The following is a 24,627-nucleotide window of genomic DNA, read 5'->3' as shown; positions in this document are numbered from 1 at the left end:
GGACGCTGAAGAAAAGGGCGGCAGACATCCTGGCCTACTTCGACCGCCCCGGAACCTCCAACGGACCCACCGAGGCCATCAACGGACGACTCGAACACCTGCGCGGATCCGCCCTGGGCTTCCGGAACCCAACCAACTACATCGCCAGGTCCTTGCTCGAGAGCGGAGGATTCAAGCCCCGTCTACACCCTCGATTGTGAAGAGCCGCCAAAGGTCATACGCCTTCACTAGCTCAAGCGATAAAAATCGAGCCATAAGTCTTTCTCAACTCTGGCTTGCGGATCTTGCCTAGACTATTTTTCGGAAGTTCATTGACGACGACGACGCGTCGTGGCGTGTTATACCCGGCAAGACGCTCACGGACGAAATCAGGGAGAACAGCCGGAAGAGTATCGGCGACGTCATGGTCGCTTGCAACAACTATGGCACAAATTGACTCTTCATACACCGGATCGGGAACTCCAATCACTGCTACTTCTTGGACGTCGGGATGTTGAGATAGGCAATCTTCTATCTCTTTCGAGTAGGCGTTCTGACCACCCGTTCGAATCATGTCTTTCTTCCGGTCAACAATCCGCAGAAAACCATCCTTGTCTCGGACGGCCACGTCGCCAGTATGAAGCCAACCATCGACGATTGCCTCCGCAGTTGCCTCCTCGCGGTTCCAATATCCACTCATCCGAGGCCCCCTGAGGATTATTTCTCCCGGTTCGTCGACCTTTGCATCAGCGCCAGTGTCGTTGAGGAGACGTACTTCCACTCCAGGGATAGGGCGTCCAATGGAGCCCCATTTCTCTAATAATCTGTTAGCTGGGCACGCAGTGACAATGCATCCTGCCTCGGTAAGGCCATAGGTATGGACCATGTCGACACGGCCGGTGCGTACACCAAAGGTATCAGCGACGCGATCCATGATCCCTGATGGATCATAAGCACCGAAGTAGATAAGCCTCAGACTCGAAAGGTCTGTCTGACTGAAACGGGGGTGTTGCATCAGTTGCTGGCTCATAATAGGAACTGTCAGCATCACAGTGATTCTGTGCTCCTCAATGCCTGACAGCACGGCTACCGCATCAAACTGCGGATAGAGTACGACGTGGGCGCCCATTATTAAAAAGAACTTCTGGTGATCCCAATTGCCAACGTGGAACGGTGTGAACCAATTGCCAAATACGTCGGTCTGCCGTATACCGAGGGTTGCAGCCATCGCGAACGCGTCGTGAACGGTTCTTTCATGGCTCAGCACAGCACCCTTTGGGCGCCCAGTTGTGCCGGACGTATAGAGGATCATATGTGGATCGCTCGCGTTAACCTCGGGCTTTACTGGCAGAGAATCCTCTTCCTCCACTGTGGCCAGGAATTTCTGCCAGTCGCTGTCCGCACACGGCCCAACTCCCCATGGCTCGAGCTCAATTAGCCGAGCGCTAGATGCAACTTCAACTTTTGCTTCCTGAGCTACATCCGCATACTCAGGATCGTGAAAGAAAAGCACTGGGGTCACATCACTGAGCGCATCCGCGTGCTGGCCCGCCCGGTTCCAATAATTGAGCGGAACCAAAATAGCGCCGATGCGTGCCGTTGCAAAGTAGAGACCGAAAAACGGCAAGGAATTTTTCGCAAGAACGGCTACACGGTCTCCGTGTTCCACACCAGCAACGAGAAGGGCATTGCTGACACCTTCGATGTAAGATTCAAGATCCTGATAATTCAGTGTAAGTTCTGAGCACGTGAGTGCTGGTTCCTGCGGAAGATTCCTTGCATTCACGGCGATAAGGTCGTCGACGCGAGTTATAGCAGATCCGAACATGATTTACCTCACATTTCGACCGGTTGGAATGTTACCCTAGCAGACAAAAAGTCGACCGGCCACGGGCTACTAACATGCCGTGCCAGCCACAGAGGAGATGGGGAACCGTGCCCAACGACGTAGACCAGTTGACCTTCGATAGTATGCGTGTCGGCGATCGCTTGAAGAGTATCCAATATCAGATTGACGAGTCGGTCCACAATTCATTCATCCACAGCGCACTTGTTCCTCAGTCAGTCAGATCAATACTTGACGCAGAAGATCCTTTCGCTGTCGCGCATCCGATGCAAACCTTGACGGACTATTTAGCTCTTATTGAAGAAACTTACGCCCCGATGGGAACCGGACTGCATACTCGGCACGAAAGCACATTGTTCCGCCCAATACCACTCAGACAGACTCTCACGGCTACTGGAACGATCGTCGACACTTATGTGAAACGGAATCGTGACTACTGGACCGCTGACTACGAAGTTCAGGACGATAACGGAGTACTCGTCCGCCACCGTATGACTGCCACAGTCGACCGCCCAAAAACCCCTGAAGAAGCTAACGTCACAAGGGCCCCTACCCCAAATCGGGCTGAAAAACGCCAAAACACCGACTGGTCGGACGCAAACACCTGGACGACGCATGCTGAACACACGATCGACATGTCGATGATCGTGGAGTACGACCGGCAATACTGGCTACGACTTGGCCATGCACACCAAAATCCTCCCAACGCGCACACAAGTCGCGAAATCGCACGCTTAGCTGGGCTTCCGGATGCTGTCATGCACTCAAGCCACTACTACACGTGGCTCTCAAATATCGCACTCGAGGTCTTTGGCGCTAGATGGCTTTCCTCCGGAAAGATTGAAGCCCGGTTCGTTGCACCTGCTTTCCCCGGAGACACCCTACGTCTGCAATCAAACCGCGACGAGCAACATAGCTTAAAGCTACGAGTCGTCGGGCCTAATGATGCCGTCGTTGCTGTCGGATCTTGCCGGTTGCACGAAACAGACAGCTTATAAGGCTGACCACCACGAATCTGGTGGAGATAGCACTCATACACAGCCTCTACCGCAGTAATCGTCGCCCCACCTAATGCCTCGAAGCACACACAATATAAAAACGTGACTTTTCAGCGCCTGGACACTGCATCATGCTGGCGCTGTATTGAGATAGCTTTAACGCCGATTGTGACCAGAGCGCGCCGATCAAACCGCAGCCCGGTAAAAATATGACGTGCGGTTGGCGATGGTGCCATCCTCGTTGAACTCCCAGAAATCAGCGAAGCCTTCTTCAGCGGCACGACCATCTTTGAGCACACCGTTGAACACCCCGCGAGAACTGGCTCGGAGGCCGTCCACCAGCACCTCGGTGATGGTGTGCTCCCCAGACTCAATGACCCGTTCGGTGCGGTAAAACTCGGCGATAGCCGGGCCCACCAACGGGTCATAGCCGGGCCGGTGATAGGTCGCATCCGTGGCAAACAGGGCCGCGGTGGCCTCCGGGTCCCCGGCATCCACGGTGCTGTAGTAGCTTCTCACCAGATCTTCGGTGTTCCGTGGTGTGGCAGTCATGCCTGTGGTTGTCCTTTCCCGTTCGTAGTGTTTCTTGTCGTACGAGTCTTTTCAGCTCGTCCTCAAGCCTCTCACCGGCTGACTCGGTTGCTTTGCACCACCACATCAGCCATCAGCTCTTTCCGATCCCGGTAACCCAGCTTGTGTAGCACCCGGGATACATGCGATTTCACTGTCGATAACGAGATCACCAACTTCCGGGCGATCTCCTCATTGCCCAGCCGTCTGACCATCAACCCGAGCACTTCGGTTTCTCGTCGAGTCAGCGCGGCCGACTCCAGCACATCGGTGATGATCTCCTTGACCTGTGCCCCCGCCAGCGGCTCAGCCCACACCCGCTGTCCGGCCAATGTCGCCCGCACGGTATCCACGAGCGCCTGCGGCGACTGATACTTCACCACATAACTATCGGCCCCACTAAGATAGGCCAGCCCGATCTCCTCGGCCGAAAAATAACTACTAAAAATCAGCACCTTCGTGCCCGAGCGACGTTCCTTGATCCGCTGAGACAGCCCCAACCCGGCCAGCTCCCCGTCTAAACGCATGGGTACAATCACCAAATCTGGGTTTTCCTGGCCGATCATCTTCAGCGCTTCCCGGCTCGAGCTGGCTTGAGCGACCACCTGCAGATCTGGCTCATCGGAGAAAATATTGATCAGCCCGAGCGCGACCACGGGATGGTCTTCGACCACCATCAGCCGGGCTTGTCTCGACGCAGATCCCATACCGCCCTCCGTTACCTAGCGTTCATGCCACCTTCACGAAAAGATAAATCATCCTTTGAGGATGATGTATGATCTGTAACTTGTATCATATCCTGCCTACAACCAAACTCTTCATCACTGACCACCTGGGGGAAGGAAAAACCCGCCATGTCGTTGCTCGCTCGTGACCGCCACCGGATCATTGCCGAGGCCCTACACCAGGGCCTATTGGATCCGGACACGGCACCGATTGCGGCCTTCATCGACTGGGACTCGGTCCACACCGGAGTTGATGAGCTCCTCCACGCGTTCCCTTCCCACGTCCCGACCTCGCACTGTTTCGCGGTCAAAGCCAACTCGATTCCCACGGTGGTTTCCGCTCTGGTGCAGATGGGCCTGGCTACTGAAGTGGCCTCCGACGGGGAACTGGCCGTCGCACTGTCGACCGGTATCGAGCCCAGCCGGGTGGTTTTTGATTCCCCGGCCAAGACCCGTCGCGAATTAGCCTCAGCACTCCGGCTGGGCGTGTCAATTAACATTGACAACTTCCAAGAGTTCGAGCGCATCCGTGAGCTCAAAAGCCACATCGACTCCACCTCACAGTTGGGCTTCCGCGTCAATCCGCAGATCGGGGCCGGCACCATCGAAGAAATGAGCACCGCCTCAGATTATTCAAAATTCGGCGTCGCACTAAAGACTGGCACTAACCGCGAGGACCTCATCCAGGCCTATCTCGAAAATCCCTGGCTGAACCAGTTGCACTGCCATGTTGGTTCCCAAGGGATGTCCCTGGACTCGATGGTCACCGGGGCGAAGTTGCTGAGCGAACTGGCCACCGAGATCAACGAACGGGTCGGTCGCACCCAAGTTCACACCCTCGATATTGGCGGTGGGCTCCCGGTGAACTTCGGTTCCGATGAGCGTACCCCCACCTTCACCGATTACGCACATCTTTTGGCCGAACACGCACCGTTGCTGTTCAACGGTGAGTTCACCGTCAAGACCGAATTTGGTCGCTCGATTCTGGCCAAGCACGGCTTCATCGCCTCCTTCGTGGAGTACACCAAAGACGCCGGCGATCGCCGGATCGCGATTTCCCACGCCGGAGCTCAGGTCGCTACCCGCACCATTTTCATGCCCGCCGCCTGGCCCTTACGCGTCGAAGTCCTCGACCCCACCGCGGCACCGCGTGATCCAGAGCGCACCCAGCAACACGATGTAGCCGGCCCCTGCTGTTTCTCCGGCGATGTGGTTGCCCACCGCATCCAACTCCCCCGCGTCGAACAGGGCGACATCCTGGTCTTTCCCGATACGGGAGCCTACTACCCCTCCAACCCGTTCAGCTATAACTCCCTGGCCCAACCCGGCGTCTACGGAGTCACCGGCCACGAGACGTTCACGGTCCTGCGGGCACCGCGCGAAGACCCCAGCCTGTTTTCCCCAGACTGGCCCTTGCGTTTGGATCAGGGCGGGACGAACCAACCGATGGCCCACAGCTGGCCGGCGGCACTGCTCTGAGAACTGAAGACCCCTCACACTATTCCGAATTGTCCACTCACCTCACACCATAGGAGAGAACTCATGAAAGCATTCACCTCGCTGAAAGTGGTGGCAGCCACGGCAGTGGCCGCCTTGGCGCTGACTGCCTGTGGCGACGAAGGCGGTAACGGTGGTGGCGGCGACGCCGAATATACCCAGGACATCACCTTCGCCACCGGCTCGTCGTCTGGCGTGTATTTCCCGCTGGGCAACGAGTACGCCAACGTCATCGGTCAGAACACCGATCTGAGCTTGGACGCCATCGAAACCGATGGGTCCGCCGACAACATTGGTCGTATTAACAACGGTTCTGCTCAGCTGGGCTTCTCCCAGAACAACACCGCCCAGGAAGCCATTTCCGGCACCGGCCAGTTCGAGGGCGCTGAAGGCGGGATCGAGAACGTGGCCTGGATCGGTCAGCTCTACCCCGAAGCCGCTCAGGTGATCACCCTGGAAGGCAACGGCATCGACACCATCTCGGACCTGGAGGGTAAGCGAGTCGGCATCGGTGCCCCCGGCTCCGGTACCCGCGCTGTGGCCCTAGAGATCCTGGAAGCCTACGGCCTGGAAGAGGGCGACTATGAGGCCTATGAAGAAGGTTTCACCGAGGGTCGTTCCCTGCTACAGGATGGCCACATTGACGCCTCCATCGAAATTCTGGGTGTTCCGGCGGCCAGTCTGCAAGAACTGGCTTCCACCAATGATGTGAAGCTGGTCTCCCTGGATCAAGAAGAAGCTGACGCCATCGCCGGCGACACACTGTTCGAGACCTACACCATCGAAGCCGGCACCTACGACTTCGTCGAAGACGATGTGCTCACCGTGACCGTCTACGCTGCGTTGCTGGGCTCCACCAGCCAGATCAGCGAGGACGATGCCTACGAGCTCACCAAGACTGTCTACGAAAACGCCGATGATATTTCCTTACCCCAGGCTGATCTGATCAACGCTGAAGACGGACTGCTGGGCGTGGGGGATATTCCGGTTCACCCCGGTGCTCAGAAGTACTTCGACGAGGTCGGCGCCTCCGCTAACGGCGGCGACGGTGGCGATGACGCTGACGAGGACGGAGCAGACGAAGAGTAAACCACCCATCGACCATTCACCACCGGGCCATCAACGACCAGCGTGTTTCTCGCAACCGGGCGATTGGCGTTGATGGTCCGGCGTGGCCGATACCGGTCCCCACCTCATCACTCATGCTCATGCAGTGCTCTCGAGCACTTGGTACATCGTCGACACCACTGACGATCAGGTTTCAGTCTGAAGGGATACGCCGTGGCGCAACAACCTGACCCCTCCTCCACCCAGGAGCAGCAACCCTCCGCTGTTCTCACCGCCGCAGAAGTCGAAGCTCTGCAACAAGGCCAGAGCGACTCCGCGGCCAACGCCGAGGCCGCCGAACAGGTCCTGCGCGAACACGACGTCGCCGCCCGCTACCGACTCAACAGCGAGATGGGCCTGTGGCGCATTCTGGTCTTTATCGTCGGCGCTTGTCTGACCATCTTCCAGCTCTATACCGCACTCGCTGGCTCCCGCCCCATCCTGATCCAAGGTGCCATCCACGTCGGATCGGCCATGGCGATGATTTACCTGCTGTATCCGATCCACAAAAAGCTTGGCATCAAGGCCAACACCCGGTCCTGGGCGTACTTCACCTCCCTGGGGGTGGATACGGTCCTGGCTCTGGGCTGTCTGGCCGTCTTCGGGTACCTGGTCTACCGCTACGACTACATCACCAGCGTCGACGTGCAACTATTCGGTTACTCCAACCTCGATACCTTCGTCGCCGCAGCCGGTATCATCCTGATCCTGGAAGCCACCCGTCGTTGCGTGGGTCTACCGATTGTCATCATCGCGATCTGTGCCCTGCTGTACTTCTGGCGCGGCGATCTCGTTCCAGTGTTCGACCACGCCGGCTCCTCGCTGGACAATGTGGTCGAACAGACCTTCTTCACCACCCGGTCGATCTTTGGCACCCCGATCCAGGTGTCTTCGACCTTCGTGTTCCTGTTCCTGCTCTTTGGTGTGCTACTGCTGAAGACCGATATCGGAGCCTATTTCAACTCGCTAGCCACCAAACTCACCGGCCGGTTTACCGGCGGTCCGGCCAAGGCCGCGGTGGTGGCCTCGGCCATGCAGGGTACTGTCACCGGTTCCTCGGTGGCCAACACCGTGGCCTCCGGTTCCTTCACGATCCCGCTGATGAAACGCATTGGCTTCAAACCCACCTTCGCTGCCGCGACCGAGGCCACCGCCTCCACCGGTGGTCAGATCATGCCCCCGATCATGGGTGCCGCGGTGTTCATCATGGCCGAATACACCGGGATCCCGTATCAGACCATCATCGTGATCGCCATTGTCCCGGCGGTACTGTATTTCTTGGGCGCAATGCTCTCGGTGCACTACGAAGCCAAGCGGTACAAAATCCGCGGTCTGGACTCCGATTATCTCCCGGCATGGAAACTGCTGGCCCGCAAGGTCGACATGTTGCTACCGCTGGCGGTAATCATCGGGCTGATGCTGGCCGGTCGCACCCCGGCCAATGCGGCCCTGTGGGGCCTGGCAGCCACCTTGATCATTTCGCTGTTGCGCGCCTCGACCCGGATGAACCTGAAAGAACTCGTGCTGTGTTTGGAAGACGGTGCGAAGGCAGCCCTGCCGGTGATCGCCGCCTGCGCTTCGGCAGGAATGGTTGCCGGCACCGTTAACGCCACCGGGCTAGGGGGTCAGATCTCCAATGGGATCCTCACCCTGGCCGGCGGGAGCTTCCTGTTGGTGTTGGTCTATACCGCCATCGCCTGCCTAGTGCTGGGCATGGGGTTGCCTACCACCGCCAACTACGTGGTCACCGCCTCGGTGGCCGCCCCGATCCTGATCGAAACCTTCGATGTGCCCGTACTGGCCGCCCACCTGTTCGTGTTCTACTTCGGCTTGCTGGCCGATATCACTCCACCGGTGTGTTTGGCCGCCTACGCGGCCTCGGGGATTGCCGGCTCCAACCCGCTGGTCTCGGGCGTTACCGCCCTGCGCGTGGCCATCGCTGGATTTATGGTGCCGTTCGTCTTCGCCTTCGAACCCGCCCTGCTCTTCCAGGGCGACGACGGGATCCTGACCTTCCTACGCACGCTGGTGTTCGTGATCATCGGGATGACCGCCCTGGCAGCAGCCACGGCCGGCTACTTCCTCGACCGGTCTCACTGGTGGGAATCGGTCACCCTGATCGCCGGCGGTATTCTGCTGATCTTCCCCGAGATCCTCAGCTCGCTGGGTGGGCTCGCCGTGATCGCGATCGTGGCTGGGCTACAGATCTGGCGCCGGAAGAACACCAAAAACGCCCTCACCGCCTAAGCGCACCGGCTGATCCGGCTGTGAACATCATCACGGCGTACCACAACCCACCTGGCGCACGGCAGTTCTTCCGCCAGGTGGGTTGATTGACCCTACGATGGAATCATGCATCCACTGAGCACCTCGAATCAGGTCACCTCCTCTGTTGGACGTCACGGACTGCGTCACTATCGTGGCGTGATCTTCGATATGGATGGGGTGGTTACCAAAACTGTCCAGGTTCATGCCGAAGCGTGGAAGAAACTGTTTGACCAGGCCCTGCCGGCGGTCGGCCAGCTGGAGATGAACCGCGAGGTCGTCATCGCCGACCCCAACCGGTTGCGAGAATTCGATGTTGACTCCGACTACCTGCAGTTCGTCGACGGCATGCCCCGCGAGGATGGCGTGCGTAACTTTTTTGCCTCCCGCGATCTGTCCGTGCCCGAACGCGCCCACATCGGTGAGGACGCCGAAACTATCACGCCCGAAGCCGCTGCCGATTTCGAAGGCGAGCTCACCGTGCAAGGACTGGCCGAGCTCAAGCAGTCCTTTTTCGACAAGGTGCTGGCCTTAGACGGTGTGGAGGTCTTCGCCGACGCCACCGAGGTGCTCGACAAACTTCGCCACGAGCGCATTCCCACCGCGATCGTCTCCTCTTCGCGCAACGCGCCCAATGTGCTCACCGCCGGTGGCGTGATCGACTACTTCGATGTCATCGTTGACGGCAACACCGCCTTAGCTGAAGATCTCGAGGGCAAACCCGCCCCGGCGATGTTCTTGCGCGCCGCTGATGAGATGGGGCTGGAACCCGAAGATATGGTGGTGCTCGAAGACGCCGTTTCCGGGGTCACCGCTGCTACGGCCGGAGAATTCGGCCTGGTGATCGGGGTCGATCGGCTACAGGATCCCGGCCGACTGGCTGAAGCTGGCGCCCACATCGTCACCGACGATCTGACCTCGCTGAAACTCGACCGTCGCGTCACCCACGATATGGACTCCCGCTGGGTGCTGAACTTCACCGGCTACGAACCCGAGAATGAGGGCACCCGTGAGGCCCTGTGCACCCTGGCGAATGGGTATTGGGGCACTCGTGGCTCGGTGCCGGGCACCCTGGCCTCCGAGGTACACTACCCCGGCTCCTACGCCGCCGGAGTGTTCAACCGGCTCACCACCGACCTGCAGGGTCACGTGGTCGAAACCGAGCACATGGTCAACCTGCCCGACTGGACCTATGTGACCATTACCGACGACCAGGGCACTCTGCTCTCCCCGACGAACCCGTCGCTGAGCCTGGAAGACTACCACCAACATCTGGATCTGCGTCGCGGGCTGCTGAGTCGCACCATCCGTTACCGCACCGCCTCGGGCCGGATCACCGAGGTCACCACCCGCCAGTTCCAGTCCATGGCCGGGGAGAACCTGGCCGCTATGCAGATCAAGATCACCGCCGAGAACTGGTCCGGTCGGGTCCAGGTCCGCTCCGGGATCAACGGCCGGGTGGCCAATCAGAACGTCACCGACGATCTACAGCTGGCCAACCGTCACTGGGAACCGGTCACCGCCGAGACCCTGGACCCCGAGACGGTACTACTGGAAACCGTCACCTCCCAATCTCAGGTGCATGTTGCCATCGCCACCCGCACCCGGCTCACCCCGGGCTCACCGGGATCCAGCGCGCACAACGCCGAGTACTCCCCGGAGCTCTCCCGCAATCTGATCACCGGCGCCGATGAGCTGACCATCGGCCACGAGATCGACCTGCAGGTCACCGCGGGCGAAAAACTCTCCCTAGAAAAGATCGCAGCGATGACCACCTCGCGTGATCACGCGATCTCCACCCCGGCGATCAACTCCAGCAAACGGATCAACCGGGTGAAGAGTTTCCGCGATCTGCTCAGCTACCACGAGAAGATGTGGGGCGTGCTGTGGTCGAAATTTGCCGTCGAGATCGACTTCGGTCGGCCCATCGACATTACCCGCACCGCCCCGGTGGACACCATGGCCTCCGACCGGCCGCTGTTGCGCCACCAGCTGGCGTTGAACGTCCACACCTTCCATGTGCTGCAGACCGTGTTCGGTAACCGTGAAGAACTCGATGCCTCGGTGCCGGCCCGTGGGCTACACGGTGAGGGCTATCGTGGGCACCTGTTCTGGGATGAGCTCTACATCCACCCGATGCTGATCCTGCGCCGGCCGGAATACACCCGTGGGCTGTTGCTCTACCGCTACCGCCGGCTGGGTGAAGCCCGCGCCATGGCCGCCGCCGAAGGCTACGACGGGGCGATGTACCCCTGGCAATCCGGCTCCGACGGCCGAGAAGAGACCCCCACCGAATTGTGGAACCCCCGTTCGCAGATGTGGATGCCGGATAATTCCCACCGGCAACGCCACGTCTCACTAGCGATCGCCTACTCGGTATTGCGCTACCTGGAGGCCACCCACGATGAGTCCTTCCTCTCCGACTACGGGGCCGAAATGCTGGTCGAGATCTGCCGGTTCTTCGTCTCGCTAACCAGCTATGATCCCGCCACCGACCGGTACTCGATCCACGGGGTGATGGGACCGGATGAGTACCACGACGGCTACCCCGATACCCCCGGATCCGGACTGAGCAATAACGCCTACACCAATATGTTGCTGGCGTGGGTGTTGCAATCCACCATCGAGTGGTTGCGCTATCTGGAAAAGCGCAACGACCCGGTCGGCAACTGGCTGGATCTGTTTGTGGAAGAAGTTGCCTCCTGGGAAGATGTCGCCTCGAAACTCACCGTGCCCTTCATGGAGGTCTCCGGCCGACACATTATCGCCCAGTTTGAGGGTTACCAGGACCTCTTGGAATTTGATTGGGAGGGCTACCGGGCCAAGTATGGCAATATCGGTCGGCTGGATCTGATTTTGCAGGCCGAAGGTGATACCACCAACCGGTATAAGCTCTCCAAACAGGCCGATACACTGATGCTGACCTACCTGTTCTCGGCCGAAGAGCTCTACGACATGCTCTCCCGCCTGGGCTACGTCTACACCGCCGAGGACCACGAGGCCACCGTGGACTACTATCTGCACCGCACCTCGCACGGCTCCTCACTCTCCCGGCTGGTGCACGGCTGGGTGGCGGCCCGGATCGATCGGTCGAACTCCTGGAAGCTGTTCACCGAGGGGATGGAAGTTGATCTCTCCGACACGCAGGGCGGTACCACCCGCGAGGGCGTGCACCTGGGCCTGATGGCCGGCAGTGTGGATATGGTGATCCGTGGCTACGCCGGGGTCGAGACCCGTGGCAACATGCTCCGGCTGAATCCGCAGCTGCCCGAGGAGCTACCCGGTGTGAAATTCTCGCTCCTGGTCCAGCGCCAGCCGCTGGTCGTCGAGCTCACCCACGAACGCGCCGAGCTAACACTCCTCGATGCGGCCTCGCACCCGCTGGATGTCATCGTTCAGGACCAGCAGCAGCAACTTGCGCCGGGTCAGACGTGGAGCGTTGAACTTGTCGATGCCTGACCCAGCGGGTGATCAACCCCTGGCGCGGGGCGAAGAAGTACACCACCGCAAACACCAGCCCCTGTAACAGCACCACCAGCCCACCTGGGGAGACATCGATCCAGTAGCTGGCATACAGTCCCGCCACCGAGGCGAGCGCTGATATCGTCGGGGCGATGATCAGCATCCGGGAAAACCGGTTGGTGAGCAGATAGGCCGTCGCCCCGGGGATGATCAACATCGCCACCACCAGGATCACCCCGACCACCTGCAGGGCGACCACCGCGGTCAGAGCTAATAGCCCCAGCAAGATGGCGCCCAACAACCGCGGGTTGAGTCCGATGGCATGCGCGTGTACCGCATCGAAGGCGTATAGCGTCAGATCCCGCCGTTTGAGCAACAGCACCGCCAGCGCGATCGCAGCCAGAATGATGATCTGCGTCAGATCAGCCGGGGAGACCCCGAGAATATTGCCGAAAATGATGTGGCCCAGGTCCGTGTGGGACGGGGTCACCGAGATGAGCACGAGTCCCAGGGCAAACAGTGTGGTGAACACGATCCCGATCGCGGCGTCTTCCTTGACTCGCGAGGTGCCGTTGACCACCCCGATCAGTACCACCGCCAGCACCCCGAAGACCAGGGCCCCTACGGCGAAAGGTGCGCCCAGAATGTAGGCGATCACCACACCCGGTAGCACCGCGTGGGAGACTGCGTCCCCCATCAGCGACCAGCCGATCAGTACCAGCCAGCAGGACAACAACGCACACACCACCGCGGCGGTCACCGTGGTGATCAGTGCCCTGACCATGAACTCGTACTGCAGTGGTCCGAGCAACAGCTCCGAGAGGTATTCGAAAAGGTTCACCGATCCATCCCTCTAGTTGATCCCCTCGCGTTCATCCCCGTGAGTTGCTGTCCTGGAACCCGAATCCTGGAGCCCAAAGGCTAGGGCTAGTTTTTCGGGCGTGAGTGCTTCAGCCACCGGGCCGTGGAATAACACCCGACGCATTAACAGCACCGCGTCATCGGCCAACTCCGGTAGCGCGTGCAGATCGTGGCTGGAGACCAGCACGGTGCGCCCTTCGGCTGCTACCTGTCGCAACAGGGCCACCATGGTGGCTTCGCTGCGCTGATCCACTCCGGCGAAGGGTTCATCCAACAACATGATCTCGGCCCCCTGGGCGATGCCACGGGCCACGAAAGCGCGCTTCTTCTGCCCGCCGGAGAGTTGCCCAATTTGCCGGTCAGCCAGATCACTCAGGTGCACCTGTTCCAGGGCCGCATCCACCGCGGCGTGATCATCGGGTCCGGGGCGTCGGGTCAAACCCATGTGCCCGTATCGGCCCATCATCACCACCTCGCGCACGCTGATCGGAAACGCCCAATCCACCGCTTCGCTCTGGGGGACATAGGCCACCGTGCCGTGTTTACGCGCAACCTGCGGGGAATCGCCGCCGATCAGCACCCGCCCCGTGGTCGGCCGGATCAGCCCCATGATCGTTTTGAACAGCGTGGACTTACCCGAGCCATTCATACCCACCAGACCGGTCACCCCCCGGGCCCCCAAGACCAGGTTCACCCCGCTCAACGCGGTCACCTCCCCATAGTGCACGCTCACGTTGTGCACCTCGAATGCAGGCTGTGCTGTCCAGCCGGGCGAGTTACCTGAACCAGAGGAGGTCTCCGGTGTGGCATCGGGTGGGGTCATGCAGCGTCTTCGCCTTCCTCAGTCAGCGCGGCAGTGATGGTCTGCGCATCATGGCGGAGCAGATCCAGGTAGGTCGGCACTGGGCCGTCCTGTTCCGACAGTGAGTCAACATACAGCGTACCGCCGAACTCGGCGTCGGTGGCCGACACCACTTGTTGCATTGCCTGATCGTTGACCGTGGACTCGCAGAACACCGCCGGCACATCGTTGTCGGAGACAAACTCGATGGTGTCAGCAATCTGCTGCGGGGTCGCCTCTTCTTCGGCGTTCACCGGCCAAATGTAGTCCTCGGTCAATCCGGCATCGGCGGCCAAATAGGAGAACGCGCCCTCACAGGTCACCAGAGCCCGCTGCTGTTCGGGCACCTGGTCTAGTTCGGCGATCAGCTCGTCTTGAATATCCTGTAACTCTTCCTTATACGCTTCCGCATTGGCCTGATAGTCCTCGGCGTGATCGGGATCCAGTTCTCCAAACGCCTCGGCCATATTGTCCACGTACACCTGAGCCAGCTCCGGGCTCATCCAGGCGTGCGGATTCGGTAGTCCTTCCCCGGCGTCTTCGGTAATATTCAACGGCTCGATCCCCTCGGTGACCACCACGTGGTCGGCATCAGCATCGGCGACGAACTGCTCGAACCACACCTCGAGATTCAGTCCATTGTGCAGAATCAGATCTGCCTCACTGGCTTTCGTGACGTCGCCGGGAGTCGGCTCATAACCATGAATCTCGGCACCAGGCTTAGTGATCGATTCGACCTGTAGGTGTTCGCCGGCCACATTATCGGCCATATCGGCCAGCACCGTGAACGTGGTCAGGACCACCGGCTGGTCTCCCTCAGCTTGGTCTCCCGGCGCGTCCAGATTGCAGCCGGTCAACGCGGTACTCGCTACGACTCCCGCGGCCAGCGCGGTGACCACCCGTGATCTCTGCATGCTTCTCCCTTAACCTGTGGGGATCTGTCGTGCTGTCATCTCAACACAACACCACACTCTGTTGTTGCGGCGCATCCCATCATATAGTTCGGTATGCCGTAGTTGCAACAACGCCACCTCGTGAAACATCTAGAACTCCTCGTGGGTGCGTGGGTCCTGTCCCGATATCCGGCCCCGGGCCAGGCCATCGATCTGGTCCATCTCTTCCGGGGTCAGCGTGAAGTCCAGGGCCAGATTGTCCCGCTGATGCTCCGGTGAAGACGAAGCCGGCAACGGAATCGCATCGTGTTGGATATGCCAGCGCAAAATCACCTGGGCCGGCTTAACCTCGTGTGCCCCAGCGATCTGGGCGATCACCGGCTCCTGCATGATCGCAGTCCCCCGCCCCAACGGCGACCAGGACTCAGTGACGATATGATGCTCAGCGTGGAAGGCTCGCTGGTCGGCCTGCGGAAAGTACGGGTGCATCTCGATCTGGTTGATCTCTGGCATCACCCCCGACTCGGCATGCAGCCGCAATAGGTGCTCGGGCAGAAAATTCGACACACCAATCGTGGTGATCAGCCCTTGGGAGCGCATTTCGATCATCGAGTGCCAGGTCTCCACATACCGGTCCAGTCGCGGTAGTGGCCAATGGATCAAGGCAATATCGATATGGTCGAGCCCGAGCCGTTCCAGGGACGTTTCGATCGACTGCCGGGCGGTGTCATAACCGTGACATCGCCCCGGGATTTTGGTGGTGATCACCAGATTCTGCCGGGCCACCCCGCTGGCGCGCACAGCGGCTCCAACATCGCGCTCATTGTCGTAGCGTAGCGCGGTATCGATCAGCCGATAGCCGTGTGCAATCGCCTGTTCGGTGGCAGCCTGATACTGCCGAGACTGCACCAGCGTGCCAAATCCGATCCCGGGGATCGATCCGCCATCGCTGAGTCGGTGCCAGGGAATGGTCGTGTGCTGTGGTGCGTGATCGGGTGGTGTGGGATCATTGTCAACCATGTCTTGAGCCTACCGGGGCGGTCAACCGCCACGCGGTGTCCCGACGTTCTCACCACAGTACCCCCACCCCGCCGGAACGCCTTAGGGTAGAGATGATGAACCCGTTGCGCATCCTCGATCGGTTCTCCACGAACCACCCGATGGCCTACGATGCCATCGACGCCGGCCTCATCTGGCTGGTGCTGGTATTTCCCAGCAACGTCCTGCCGGTTTCGGACCCGTCCTCCTGGCAGCTGTGGTACTGGCCGCCCGCCCTCCCGCTGGAGGGCATCGGGGTCTACACGTTGATTTTGGCCACCCTGCACATGGCCACCTGGGTGATCCGTCGACGCGCTCCGGTCTTCGCCGCCGGGGTCGTGGTCGTGCTGGGACTGATTCAACTGGCTCTGGGCCCGATGCTGATCCCCTCGATGGTGATCATCCCAATGATGGTCTATAATCTGGCCAAAAACGCCCCACGCTGGGCCTCGTTGGCCGGCCTGATCACTGGCGTGCTCGCCGCGATCGCCTACGGGTTGCGGGTGATCTACTCCCCCGAACACTACGTGCTCACCGCCGATCATCCCGCACTACAGACCCCGCTGACCGCGGAGGAACGAGCCATCCAGCTCGACTTTACCTCCACCACCGGCGACTACTACCTCTACCCGGCCCCCGGGACCGAGACCTTCGAGAGCCGAGTGGTCGCCGGGATCATGCTGACCGTGATCTGTGCCTTGCTGGTGCTGGCTCCCTGGGCTTTCGGTGACCTGGCCCGCACCCGCAAACTTGCTGTTTCTCGCCTACAGGATCGTGCCCGACAGCTGGAGGTCGAAGCCACCCAGGAACGGGCGCTGGCTGCCGCCGATGAACGCAACCGGATCGCCCGTGAGATGCACGACATTATCGCCCACTCCCTGCAGGTGATCATCTCCCAAGCCGATGGCGGCCGGTATGCCGGCACCACCAATCCCCAACTGGCCCTCGACACGCTCGACACCGTGGCCGATACTGGTCGAGATGCACTGCATCAGATGCGCGGGCTACTGGGAGTCCTGCGCGATACCGAGACCACCGACTACGCTCCCCAGCCCGGCCTGGCCGACCTTGACGATCTGATCGCCACGGTGCAGCTGACCGGGCTACACGTCACGCTGACCAGTTCTGGCACCCCGGCCCGCTCGCTGCCGGCCGGTGCCGAACTAGTCATCTACCGCACCGTGCAAGAGGCGCTGACCAATACCGGCAAACACGCCGGCGAGGATGCTCGCGCTTCGGTCGTGGTGCGCTGGCGGCCGACCGGGGTCGCGGTCACCATCGATGACACCGGCGGAACGGGCGAGTCCAGCCAGACGGGCGAGACCTGCCAGACGGGCGAGACCTGCCAAACCCCCACCACCGGCCACGGGCTGATCGGGATGCGCGAACGGCTCAATTTGTACTCGGGGATCCTCTCTGCCGGGCCTCGCCACGACGGTAGTGGGTTCCGCGTGCACGCAGAGATACCCTATGAGCAAAACTAGCCTCGCCCCCGGGAGAGCAACCCGCCAACCTCACCGCCACCGCACACACCCACCACGCCAGAAAGCCACCGCATGACCACTCCCCCAGCACCCATCAGCATCGGCGTTATCGACGACCAACACCTGGTCCGCTCCGGGCTGAGCATGCTGATCAACTCCCAGCCCGATCTCACTGTCACCGCCGAAGCCGCCACCGGCACTGAGGCCCTGACCTCCGAGGCCATCGCCGGCTGCGATGTGCTGTTGATGGACATCCGCATGCCCGGACTCAACGGGATCGAAGCCACCCGCCGGCTGTTAGCCGAACACCCGACGATCCGCGTGGTGGTGCTGACCACCTTCGATCTGGACGAATACGCACTGGAGGCCATCGACGCCGGGGCCTCTGGATTCTTGCTCAAAGATGCCCCGCCCGACCAACTCCTGTCCGGCATCCGCTCGGTGCACCACGGCGACGCGGTGATCGCACCCTCCACCACCCGCCGGTTGCTCGACCATCTGGCCACCGAACTGCGCACGCCCTCCCCGGCCACCCCGCACTGTCACGAGGAACTCGATCAGGCGATAGCGACCTTGACCAACCGCGAGCGCGACGTGCTGATCCAAATGGCCGAAGGGCTGTCCAATCAGGAGATCGCCGAGGTGCTGTTCGTGTCTGAAACCACCGTGAAAACCCATGTGTCCAAGATCTTGCAAAAACTGCACGCCCGCGACCGCGTGCAGGCCGTGGTCGCGGCCTACCGGGCCGGTATCGTGCCACAGCACTAAGACAGCCACCAGATAGCCGTGGCAGAATAACGGTATGTCCTCACGCCGTTCTGCTCGCCGTGCTCAACAACCGGCTGAGCACCCCAGCCCGCCGTCTTACCCCTCCCGCGCCGAGGACGTGGCCGCCGAAGAGCTCCCGAGAACCCACCGAATTTCTCCCAAAACCCTGGGCTTAGTGCTGATGGCTCTGATCGGGATCATCATGCTTATCACCACCGGCGTGTTATGGCTGGTCACCGGTCACCTCTCCCCGTTGATCCTCACTCTGGGGGTGCTACTGATCGTTGTTCCGGCCGGGTATGGCCTCTGGCGAGCAATCGCCACGCGCCAAAACTCCCGCTAACGCGACACGATCCGACTGATCGACAGGATCCAGCGGAGACGGCACCGTCCGCACGCGCCCTGCTACCGTGTGTTGCAGTGCCGTGCTGAAGTGCCTATCTAGCCGTGCAACCTGGGGGCAACGTTTCAGCATTCTCGTGTGATTAGACTCACAGCCACGAGACGTCGCTCGTTCGACGTCACCGCGAATCAGAACAGGAGCTGTGAGAAATCATGACACCCCCAACACCCCTTGCATCCACCATGAAGGCCGCCGTCGTCACGCAGTTCGGCGATGACCTGACGGTCAAAGACGCCGGCGTACCCACCCCCACCGGCCACCAAGCACTGGTCAAGCTGATCTCCTCCGGGGTCTGCCACACCGACTTACACGCCGCCGAAGGCGACTGGCCAGTCAAACCCTCCCCACCGTTTATCCCCGGTCACGAAGGGGTGGGCGTGGTCGAAGCTCTCGGAGACCAGGTCACCAATGTCTCGATCGGCGATCTGGTCGGCAACGCCTGGCTGTATAGCGCGTGCGGGCACTGCGAGCACTGCCGCACCGGCTGGGAGACCCTGTGTGAAGAGCAAGACAACGGTGGCTACACCGTCGATGGCTCATTCGGCGAATACATGCTGGTCGATACGCGCTATGCGGCGATGATCCCCGCCGGTGCTGACCCCTATGAAGTCGCCCCGGTGCTGTGCGCCGGAGTCACCGTGTATAAGGGGCTCAAACGGAGCGAAGTCCAACCCGGTCAATGGGTCGTGATCTCCGGGATCGGCGGGCTGGGCCATATTGCCGTGCAGTACGCGGTGGCCATGGGCATGCGCGTGGCCGCGGTGGATATTGCCGATGACAAACTCGCCCTGGCTCGTCAACACGGCGCCGAATTGACCGTCAACGCCAACGTGGCCGACCCATCGATCGAGATTCAGCAGACCATCGGTGGCGCTCACGGCGTGCTGGTCACTGCGGTGCACCCCGACGCGTTCGGCCAAGCGATCAATATGGCCCGTCGCGGGGGCACGATCGTCTTCCACGGACTTCCCCCGGGTGAGTTCCCGGCCCCGATCTTCGATATTGTCCTGAAAGGGTTGACCATCCGTGGCTCGGTGGTCGGCACCCGTCAGGACATGGTGGAGGCCCTGGAGTTCTATGCCGCCGGCAAGATCCATCCCACCTTCCACCGCCGGCCGTTAGCTGAGATCAATGAGATCTTTGACGAGATGCGCCACGGTAAGATCGACGGTCGCGTGGTGATCGAGTACTGACCCCACCACCCCACCCCGGCTCGTGTTGGCCTCCTCCTGCAGGAGGAGGCCCGGTGCGATCGGGGTCGGCAGAATCGTTCTAGGCGCCGATGTGCCTGCCAGCCCGACCGAGCAGGATAGAAGCATGACACAACATCATGCACCCACTCATCAATATCCTGCCGTGGCGGCCAAGAACCTCTCCAAGGTCTATGGCTCCGAGAACACGCAGGTCACCGCTCTCCACAACGTTTCCGTTTCCTTCGCCCCCGGAGAGTTCACCGCGATCATGGGGCCTTCCGGATCGGGAAAATCGACCCTGATGCACGCTCTGGCCGGACTTGATACCGTCGACTCCGGCCAAATTGCCTTAGGCGGCGAAATCATCACCGGTCTGAACGATAAACAACTCACTATCCTGCGCCGGTCCAAGGTCGGGTTCATTTTCCAGGCCTTCAACCTGGTCCCGACCCTGAGCGCCGAACAAAATATTCTGCTCCCGCTCGATCTGGCCGGCACCACACCAGATCGCGCCTGGTTCCGCCAGATCGTCGAGGTACTGGGCCTGACCGAGCGGCTGAATCATAAACCCCACCAGCTCTCCGGTGGCCAGCAACAACGCGTCGCCGTCGCCCGCGCGCTACTGACCCGCCCGGATGTGATCTTCGCCGATGAGCCCACCGGCGCATTGGATACCGCCACCGGAACCGAGGTGTTGACCTTCCTGCAGAACTCGGCCCGACAGTTAGGCCAGACCATCATCATGGTCACCCACGACCCCACCGCGGCCAGCTACGCCGACCGGGTTATTCTGCTCACCGACGGGGCGGTCACCGGTGAGATCCACCGGCCCACCACCGAATCAGTGCTGCAGGCCATGTCCGAGATGGGGGAGGTCTAAACGATGGCACCGACCCTGAAAATTGCCCTCTCCCAGATCCGCCACAGCCCTCGCCGGTACGTATCGGTGCTGATCGCGATCGTGATCGGCACCATGTTTCTCGCCGGAGCGCTCCTGGTCGGATCCACCTCAACCGCGACCCTGAAAGCCACCCTCGGAGAGACCTATTCGACCTCCGATGTGGTGTTGTCCCCGGACCCGTATTCCGATGCGGCCTTATTGCTGGCCGATCCAGACACCCAGCGAGAGCTGGAAGAGCTCGATACCGTCGCCGAGGCCTACTCGCCGAGCACCACCTATGTTCCCCTCGGAACCGACACTGAGCCCAACGCGGCGCCCTTGCTGTTACAACCGGCCCCGCGGGATCACTCGTTAGTGGCTACCGAACCGACTCGGGGCGAGCTGCCGGCCCACGACGGCAACGACGAGATTGCCCTGAACGCTGAGGCGGCCGAAAAGCTCGGTCTCGATATTGGCGACACCTTCGAGCTCGAGGGCCCCAACGGCCCGGTCACCGCCACCCTGACCGGTACCTTGCCGAGCACCACCAACCCGATGATGGTCTACGGCTACCAGGCGATCGGCTCCACGGACCTGGTCGAAGCCTTCAACGCCGTACCCAGCCAGGACCCCGAGACCGGCGACGGATCCGGTCAACCAGCTACTGACGAATCCGCCGAGCAGGCCAACACCGTCTTCACCGACTACACGCTGATCCGACTCGCCGACGGTGCCTCCACGGACCAGGCCCTGGCCGAGCTGACGTCGTGGGCCGAGCGTCAAACCGCTGACGACCGCATCACCACCGCGATCCAGGTCGACACCCCAGAGCACACCATCGCTGCTGAACTCGAGGAAACCCCCGGGGCCGCCGAATTAGTCGGCGTGCTCTTGGCCTTTGCGGTGGTCGCCCTATTTGTCACGATGCTGGTGATCGCCAATACCTTCCAGGTGCTGGTCGCCCAGCGCTCCCAACAACTGGCCCTGCAACGGGTCTTGGGCGCCACCCGCGGCCAAGTCCGCTCCTCGGTATTGCTGGAATCCTTCGCGATCGGCCTGATCGGCTCGGTGATCGGCCTCGGGCTCGCGGTAGGCTTGATGGCCTTGCTGGTCTTGTTGGGATCTCAGCTACTCAACATGCCGCAACTGACCTTCGGAGCAGAGCTGAACCTGCTCTGGGTGCTGGTGGCCGGTGTGGTGATCACCGTGGTCGCCGCCTTCTCCCCGGCCCTGCGCGCCACCCGGGTCTCCCCGCTGGCCGCGCTGCGTCCGATGGAGCCGACCGGGGTGCAGCAGAAGACCGGCATCATCCGGTTGATCATTGGTGCGGTACTGTTCGTGGGCGGCTCGGCGCTGATGGTCGGCACCGCCCTGGTCGGCCAGTTACTGCTGGCGATCCTGGGTGGGGTCATCTCCTTCATCGGCATATTGTTGCTGGCGGTGCTGTTCGTTCCCGGCGCGGTCTACGGTGTGGGCGCGCTCCTGCGTGGTCTGGGCGGGGTTCCGGGCCGAATGGCCCAGCTGAATGCGGTGCGCAACCGGTCCCGCACCGCCTCGACCGCCACCGCACTGCTGGTGGGCACCACGCTGGTCACGCTGATGCTCACCGGTGGACGCATCGCTCAGGCGCAAGCCGACAAGCTACTGACCTCGAATTTCCCGGTCGATGCCGTCATCACGGAGCTGGCCGATCCCGCCACGACCGCCGAGGATATCGAGCAATTCGAGCACGTGCAGAACACTGCCGTGATCGAGACTGTCGGCACCTACGAGGACTCCAGTGGAACGCTACAACAGGTCCAGTCCGCCCAGCCCGACGCGCTGACCGCGGTCGGCATTCCGGATCAAGACGTCGAGATGCTCGAGGAAAAGCACACGGTGTTGTTGCCGTCATGGATCGAGCAACAGGGGCAAGACATGGGGCACGATCCGACCCCGCAGACCCTGGAGGTCACCGGCGCCGACGGCACCACGCTGACGCTGACGGTGCAGCGAACCGAGACGTCATTGCAGAACCCGCTGGTCTCGCCCGCCACCGCCGAGGCGTTGGGTGGCCCCATGCCGGCCGAGAGCCTGCCAGACTCCCCGGACCCTGACGCGCCGGTCTCGCCTGGCGGTCAGGTCTGGTTCAGTGTCGACGACGGTCTGAGCATGAACGAACTCACCGAACTGTTCACCTCGATCAATACCCAGCTGGACGAGACCGCCAACGTCACTGCGCCCGCGGCCGAGAAGGCCCTCTACCAGATGGTGATCGACATGCTCTTGCTGATCGTGGTCGCCTTGCTGGCCATCTCGGTGATCATCGCGCTGGTCGGCGTCGCCAATACGCTCTCGCTGTCCACCATGGAACGCACCCGAGAGAACTCGCTGATGCGCGCGTTGGGGCTGACCCGTGGGGGGCTCCGCTCGATGCTGGCCTGGGAGGCGATGTTGATCGCAGCGGTAGGCGCCGTGCTGGGCTGTGTGCTCGGAGTGTTCTACGGCTGGGCCGGCGCCCAAGCGCTCTTCCAGCCGCTACTAGCCGATGACACGCTGAGCCAGTCCTCTTCCGAGGTGGTGGGACTCACCGTCCCGTGGGTGGAGATGCTGATCATCCTGGCAGTGGCCGCCCTGGCCGGCCTGCTGGCCTCCATCGCCCCGGCCCGCCGGGCGGTGAAGACCCCGCCGGTCCAGGGGCTGGCCATGGAGTAGCCGCAAGCTCCAGCACTGGGTCCGTGGCTGGTGGTGCCCAGCTCTCATCGACACATCGGGTGACGAGATGGCATCACCTGCCCGGGCCCAGCCACCGGTTTAACCGGCGCATGTAACTTATCGGCCAACAGTGTCGTTTTAGGTGAGCTACTTTCCAATCCTCTGTGACCCGGGTTACTCTAAAGGGGTGATAAGGGGAGAAGCATTCTCCCACCGCCCACTGCATACCACTATCGACTGGAGGGTCCCGGACCGTGACTACCGAAACCACCGCATCATCGCAACAGCACGCTGAGGCCAAACCACAAGACTTCGCCGGCAAGACCGCCGTGGTCACCGGCGCTTCTCGCGGGATCGGCCTGGGCATTGCTGAAGAACTGATCGCTCGCGGGGCGAATGTTGTGATCACTGCCCGGAAGGAAGGCCCCCTGCAGGAAGCCGCCGAGCACCTCAACGAACTGGCCGGCAAGGCCGGTTCCTCCGGTCGCGCGATCGGGATCGCCGGGAAGTCGCACGATCCCGAGCACCGTCCCGAAGTCCTCGCTCAGGTCAAGGACAATTTCGGCCGCCTGGATGTGCTGGTCAACAACGCCGGGATCAACCCAGTCTACGGTCCGCTAGCCGAGATCGAGCTGGAAGCCGTCCAGAAGATTTTGGAGGTCAACGTGATCTCCACCTTGGCCTGGGTTCAGGAAGTCGTCGCCGATGACGAGCTGGGCTTCAAAGACCACGGTTCGATCGTGAACCTGACCTCTGTCTCCTCGATTATCCCCTCGGCCGGTATTGGCCTGTACGGCGTGTCCAAATCAGCCGTTTCCCACCTGACCCGCACCTTGGCTGTCGAGCTCGGCCCGAACATCCGGGTCAACGCCGTCGCACCCGCAGTGGTCAAGACCAATTTCGCCAAGGCCCTGTACGAGGGCCGGGAAGAGACCGTGGCAGCTGAGTACCCGGCTAAGCGGCTGGGCACCCCCGAAGACATTGCCACTGCGGTGGCCTTCCTGGCCTCCGATGCCGCCTCGTGGATCACCGGTGAAATCTTGGTGGTCGATGGCGGTATCACCGTGGCCGGCGGTTCTGCCTAAGCAACCCTGCCACAGCGCACGGTGCGGAACAGGGAAGA

The 24,627-nt window shown here is 61.3% G+C and carries 20 protein-coding genes; 13 read left to right on the top strand and 7 right to left on the bottom strand.

Annotation, left to right across the window (positions count from 1 at the left end; all coding sequences use genetic code 11):
* A partial coding sequence (locus DYI20_RS05115; protein WP_136090121.1) for a transposase occupies positions 1-200 on the top strand: 200 nt, incomplete at its 5' end.
* Between the two features lie 32 nt (positions 201-232).
* On the opposite strand, the gene DYI20_RS05110 is transcribed toward DYI20_RS05115, so the two are convergent.
* Positions 233-1,807, bottom strand: coding sequence for a class I adenylate-forming enzyme family protein (locus DYI20_RS05110; RefSeq protein WP_122549002.1), 1,575 nt, complete (start codon positions 1,805-1,807; stop codon positions 233-235).
* Between the two features lie 434 nt (positions 1,808-2,241).
* On the opposite strand from DYI20_RS05110, the gene DYI20_RS12300 reads away from it, so the two are divergent.
* Entirely contained in the window at positions 2,242-2,823 is a 582-nt protein-coding gene (locus DYI20_RS12300; RefSeq protein WP_183145598.1) for a MaoC family dehydratase, read from the top strand.
* A gap of 186 nt (positions 2,824-3,009) precedes the next feature.
* Here DYI20_RS12300 and DYI20_RS05100 read toward each other — a convergent pair whose 3' ends face one another.
* Positions 3,010-3,375, bottom strand: a complete 366-nt coding sequence (locus tag DYI20_RS05100; protein WP_110098841.1) for a nuclear transport factor 2 family protein — start codon at positions 3,373-3,375, stop codon at positions 3,010-3,012.
* A 71-nt stretch (positions 3,376-3,446) separates the two neighbouring features.
* The gene (locus DYI20_RS05095) at positions 3,447-4,100 is read right to left on the bottom strand and encodes a response regulator (protein WP_122549000.1); all 654 of its coding nucleotides are present in this window, start codon (positions 4,098-4,100) and stop codon (positions 3,447-3,449) included.
* 147 nt (positions 4,101-4,247) lie between these two features.
* Between DYI20_RS05095 and DYI20_RS05090 the strand changes: the two genes are divergently transcribed.
* The 4 genes from DYI20_RS05090 to DYI20_RS05075 all read left to right on the top strand — a co-directional run bounded on the left by DYI20_RS05090 (position 4,248) and on the right by DYI20_RS05075 (position 12,446).
* On the top strand, positions 4,248-5,597 hold the full coding sequence (locus tag DYI20_RS05090) for a type III PLP-dependent enzyme domain-containing protein (RefSeq protein WP_122548999.1): 1,350 nt from the start codon (positions 4,248-4,250) through the stop codon (positions 5,595-5,597).
* 63 nt (positions 5,598-5,660) lie between these two features.
* The gene (locus tag DYI20_RS05085; RefSeq protein ID WP_110100867.1) at positions 5,661-6,704 is read left to right on the top strand and encodes a TAXI family TRAP transporter solute-binding subunit; all 1,044 of its coding nucleotides are present in this window, start codon (positions 5,661-5,663) and stop codon (positions 6,702-6,704) included.
* A 192-nt stretch (positions 6,705-6,896) separates the two neighbouring features.
* Complete coding sequence (locus DYI20_RS05080) at positions 6,897-8,969, top strand: TRAP transporter permease (protein ID WP_233487911.1); 2,073 nt, start codon at positions 6,897-6,899, stop codon at positions 8,967-8,969.
* 105 nt (positions 8,970-9,074) lie between these two features.
* A complete protein-coding gene (locus DYI20_RS05075) occupies positions 9,075-12,446 on the top strand; it encodes a beta-phosphoglucomutase family hydrolase (protein ID WP_122548998.1) in 3,372 nt (1,123 codons plus the stop codon).
* Here the strand turns inward: DYI20_RS05075 and DYI20_RS05070 are convergent.
* The 4 genes from DYI20_RS05070 to DYI20_RS05055 form a co-directional block, all read right to left on the bottom strand.
* Positions 12,376-13,233 carry a metal ABC transporter permease gene (locus DYI20_RS05070; protein WP_208392267.1) on the bottom strand — a complete coding sequence of 286 codons (858 nt, stop codon included), beginning with the start codon at positions 13,231-13,233 and terminating at the stop codon, positions 12,376-12,378. The genes DYI20_RS05075 and DYI20_RS05070 overlap by 71 nt on opposite strands.
* A gap of 69 nt (positions 13,234-13,302) precedes the next feature.
* On the bottom strand, positions 13,303-14,133 hold the full coding sequence (locus DYI20_RS05065) for a metal ABC transporter ATP-binding protein (protein ID WP_110100869.1): 831 nt from the start codon (positions 14,131-14,133) through the stop codon (positions 13,303-13,305).
* On the bottom strand, positions 14,130-15,065 hold the full coding sequence (locus DYI20_RS05060; RefSeq protein ID WP_110098848.1) for a metal ABC transporter substrate-binding protein: 936 nt from the start codon (positions 15,063-15,065) through the stop codon (positions 14,130-14,132). Before DYI20_RS05060 ends, DYI20_RS05065 begins: the two co-directional genes overlap by 4 nt.
* A 129-nt stretch (positions 15,066-15,194) precedes the next feature.
* Complete coding sequence (locus DYI20_RS05055) at positions 15,195-16,064, bottom strand: aldo/keto reductase (RefSeq protein WP_110098849.1); 870 nt, start codon at positions 16,062-16,064, stop codon at positions 15,195-15,197.
* A 92-nt stretch (positions 16,065-16,156) separates the two neighbouring features.
* Between DYI20_RS05055 and DYI20_RS05050 the strand changes: the two genes are divergently transcribed.
* From DYI20_RS05050 to DYI20_RS05020, 7 genes are all read left to right on the top strand, one after another.
* On the top strand, positions 16,157-17,566 hold the full coding sequence (locus DYI20_RS05050) for a sensor histidine kinase (RefSeq protein ID WP_122548997.1): 1,410 nt from the start codon (positions 16,157-16,159) through the stop codon (positions 17,564-17,566).
* A gap of 72 nt (positions 17,567-17,638) precedes the next feature.
* Positions 17,639-18,334 (top strand): response regulator, encoded by a 696-nt coding sequence (locus DYI20_RS05045; protein WP_166769928.1) that lies wholly within the window; start codon positions 17,639-17,641, stop codon positions 18,332-18,334.
* Between the two features lie 34 nt (positions 18,335-18,368).
* Positions 18,369-18,677: a hypothetical protein gene (locus DYI20_RS05040; RefSeq protein WP_110110901.1), complete on the top strand. Its 309-nt coding sequence runs from the start codon at positions 18,369-18,371 to the stop codon at positions 18,675-18,677.
* Between the two features lie 212 nt (positions 18,678-18,889).
* Positions 18,890-19,930, top strand: coding sequence for an alcohol dehydrogenase AdhP (gene adhP / locus DYI20_RS05035; RefSeq protein WP_110110902.1), 1,041 nt, complete (start codon positions 18,890-18,892; stop codon positions 19,928-19,930).
* 124 nt (positions 19,931-20,054) lie between these two features.
* Complete coding sequence (locus tag DYI20_RS05030; protein WP_110110903.1) at positions 20,055-20,810, top strand: ABC transporter ATP-binding protein; 756 nt, start codon at positions 20,055-20,057, stop codon at positions 20,808-20,810.
* 3 nt (positions 20,811-20,813) lie between these two features.
* Positions 20,814-23,504: an ABC transporter permease gene (locus DYI20_RS05025; protein ID WP_122548996.1), complete on the top strand. Its 2,691-nt coding sequence runs from the start codon at positions 20,814-20,816 to the stop codon at positions 23,502-23,504.
* A gap of 254 nt (positions 23,505-23,758) precedes the next feature.
* Positions 23,759-24,589 (top strand): SDR family oxidoreductase, encoded by an 831-nt coding sequence (locus DYI20_RS05020; RefSeq protein WP_110100876.1) that lies wholly within the window; start codon positions 23,759-23,761, stop codon positions 24,587-24,589.
* The last annotated feature ends 38 nt before the right edge of the window (positions 24,590-24,627 follow it).

The organism is Auritidibacter ignavus, assembly GCF_003703835.1.
GTDB classification, from domain to species: Bacteria; Actinomycetota; Actinomycetes; order Actinomycetales; family Micrococcaceae; genus Auritidibacter; species Auritidibacter ignavus.
The sequence above is the reverse complement of the archived record's forward strand: the minus strand, read 5'-3'. Positions and strand labels throughout refer to the sequence as shown.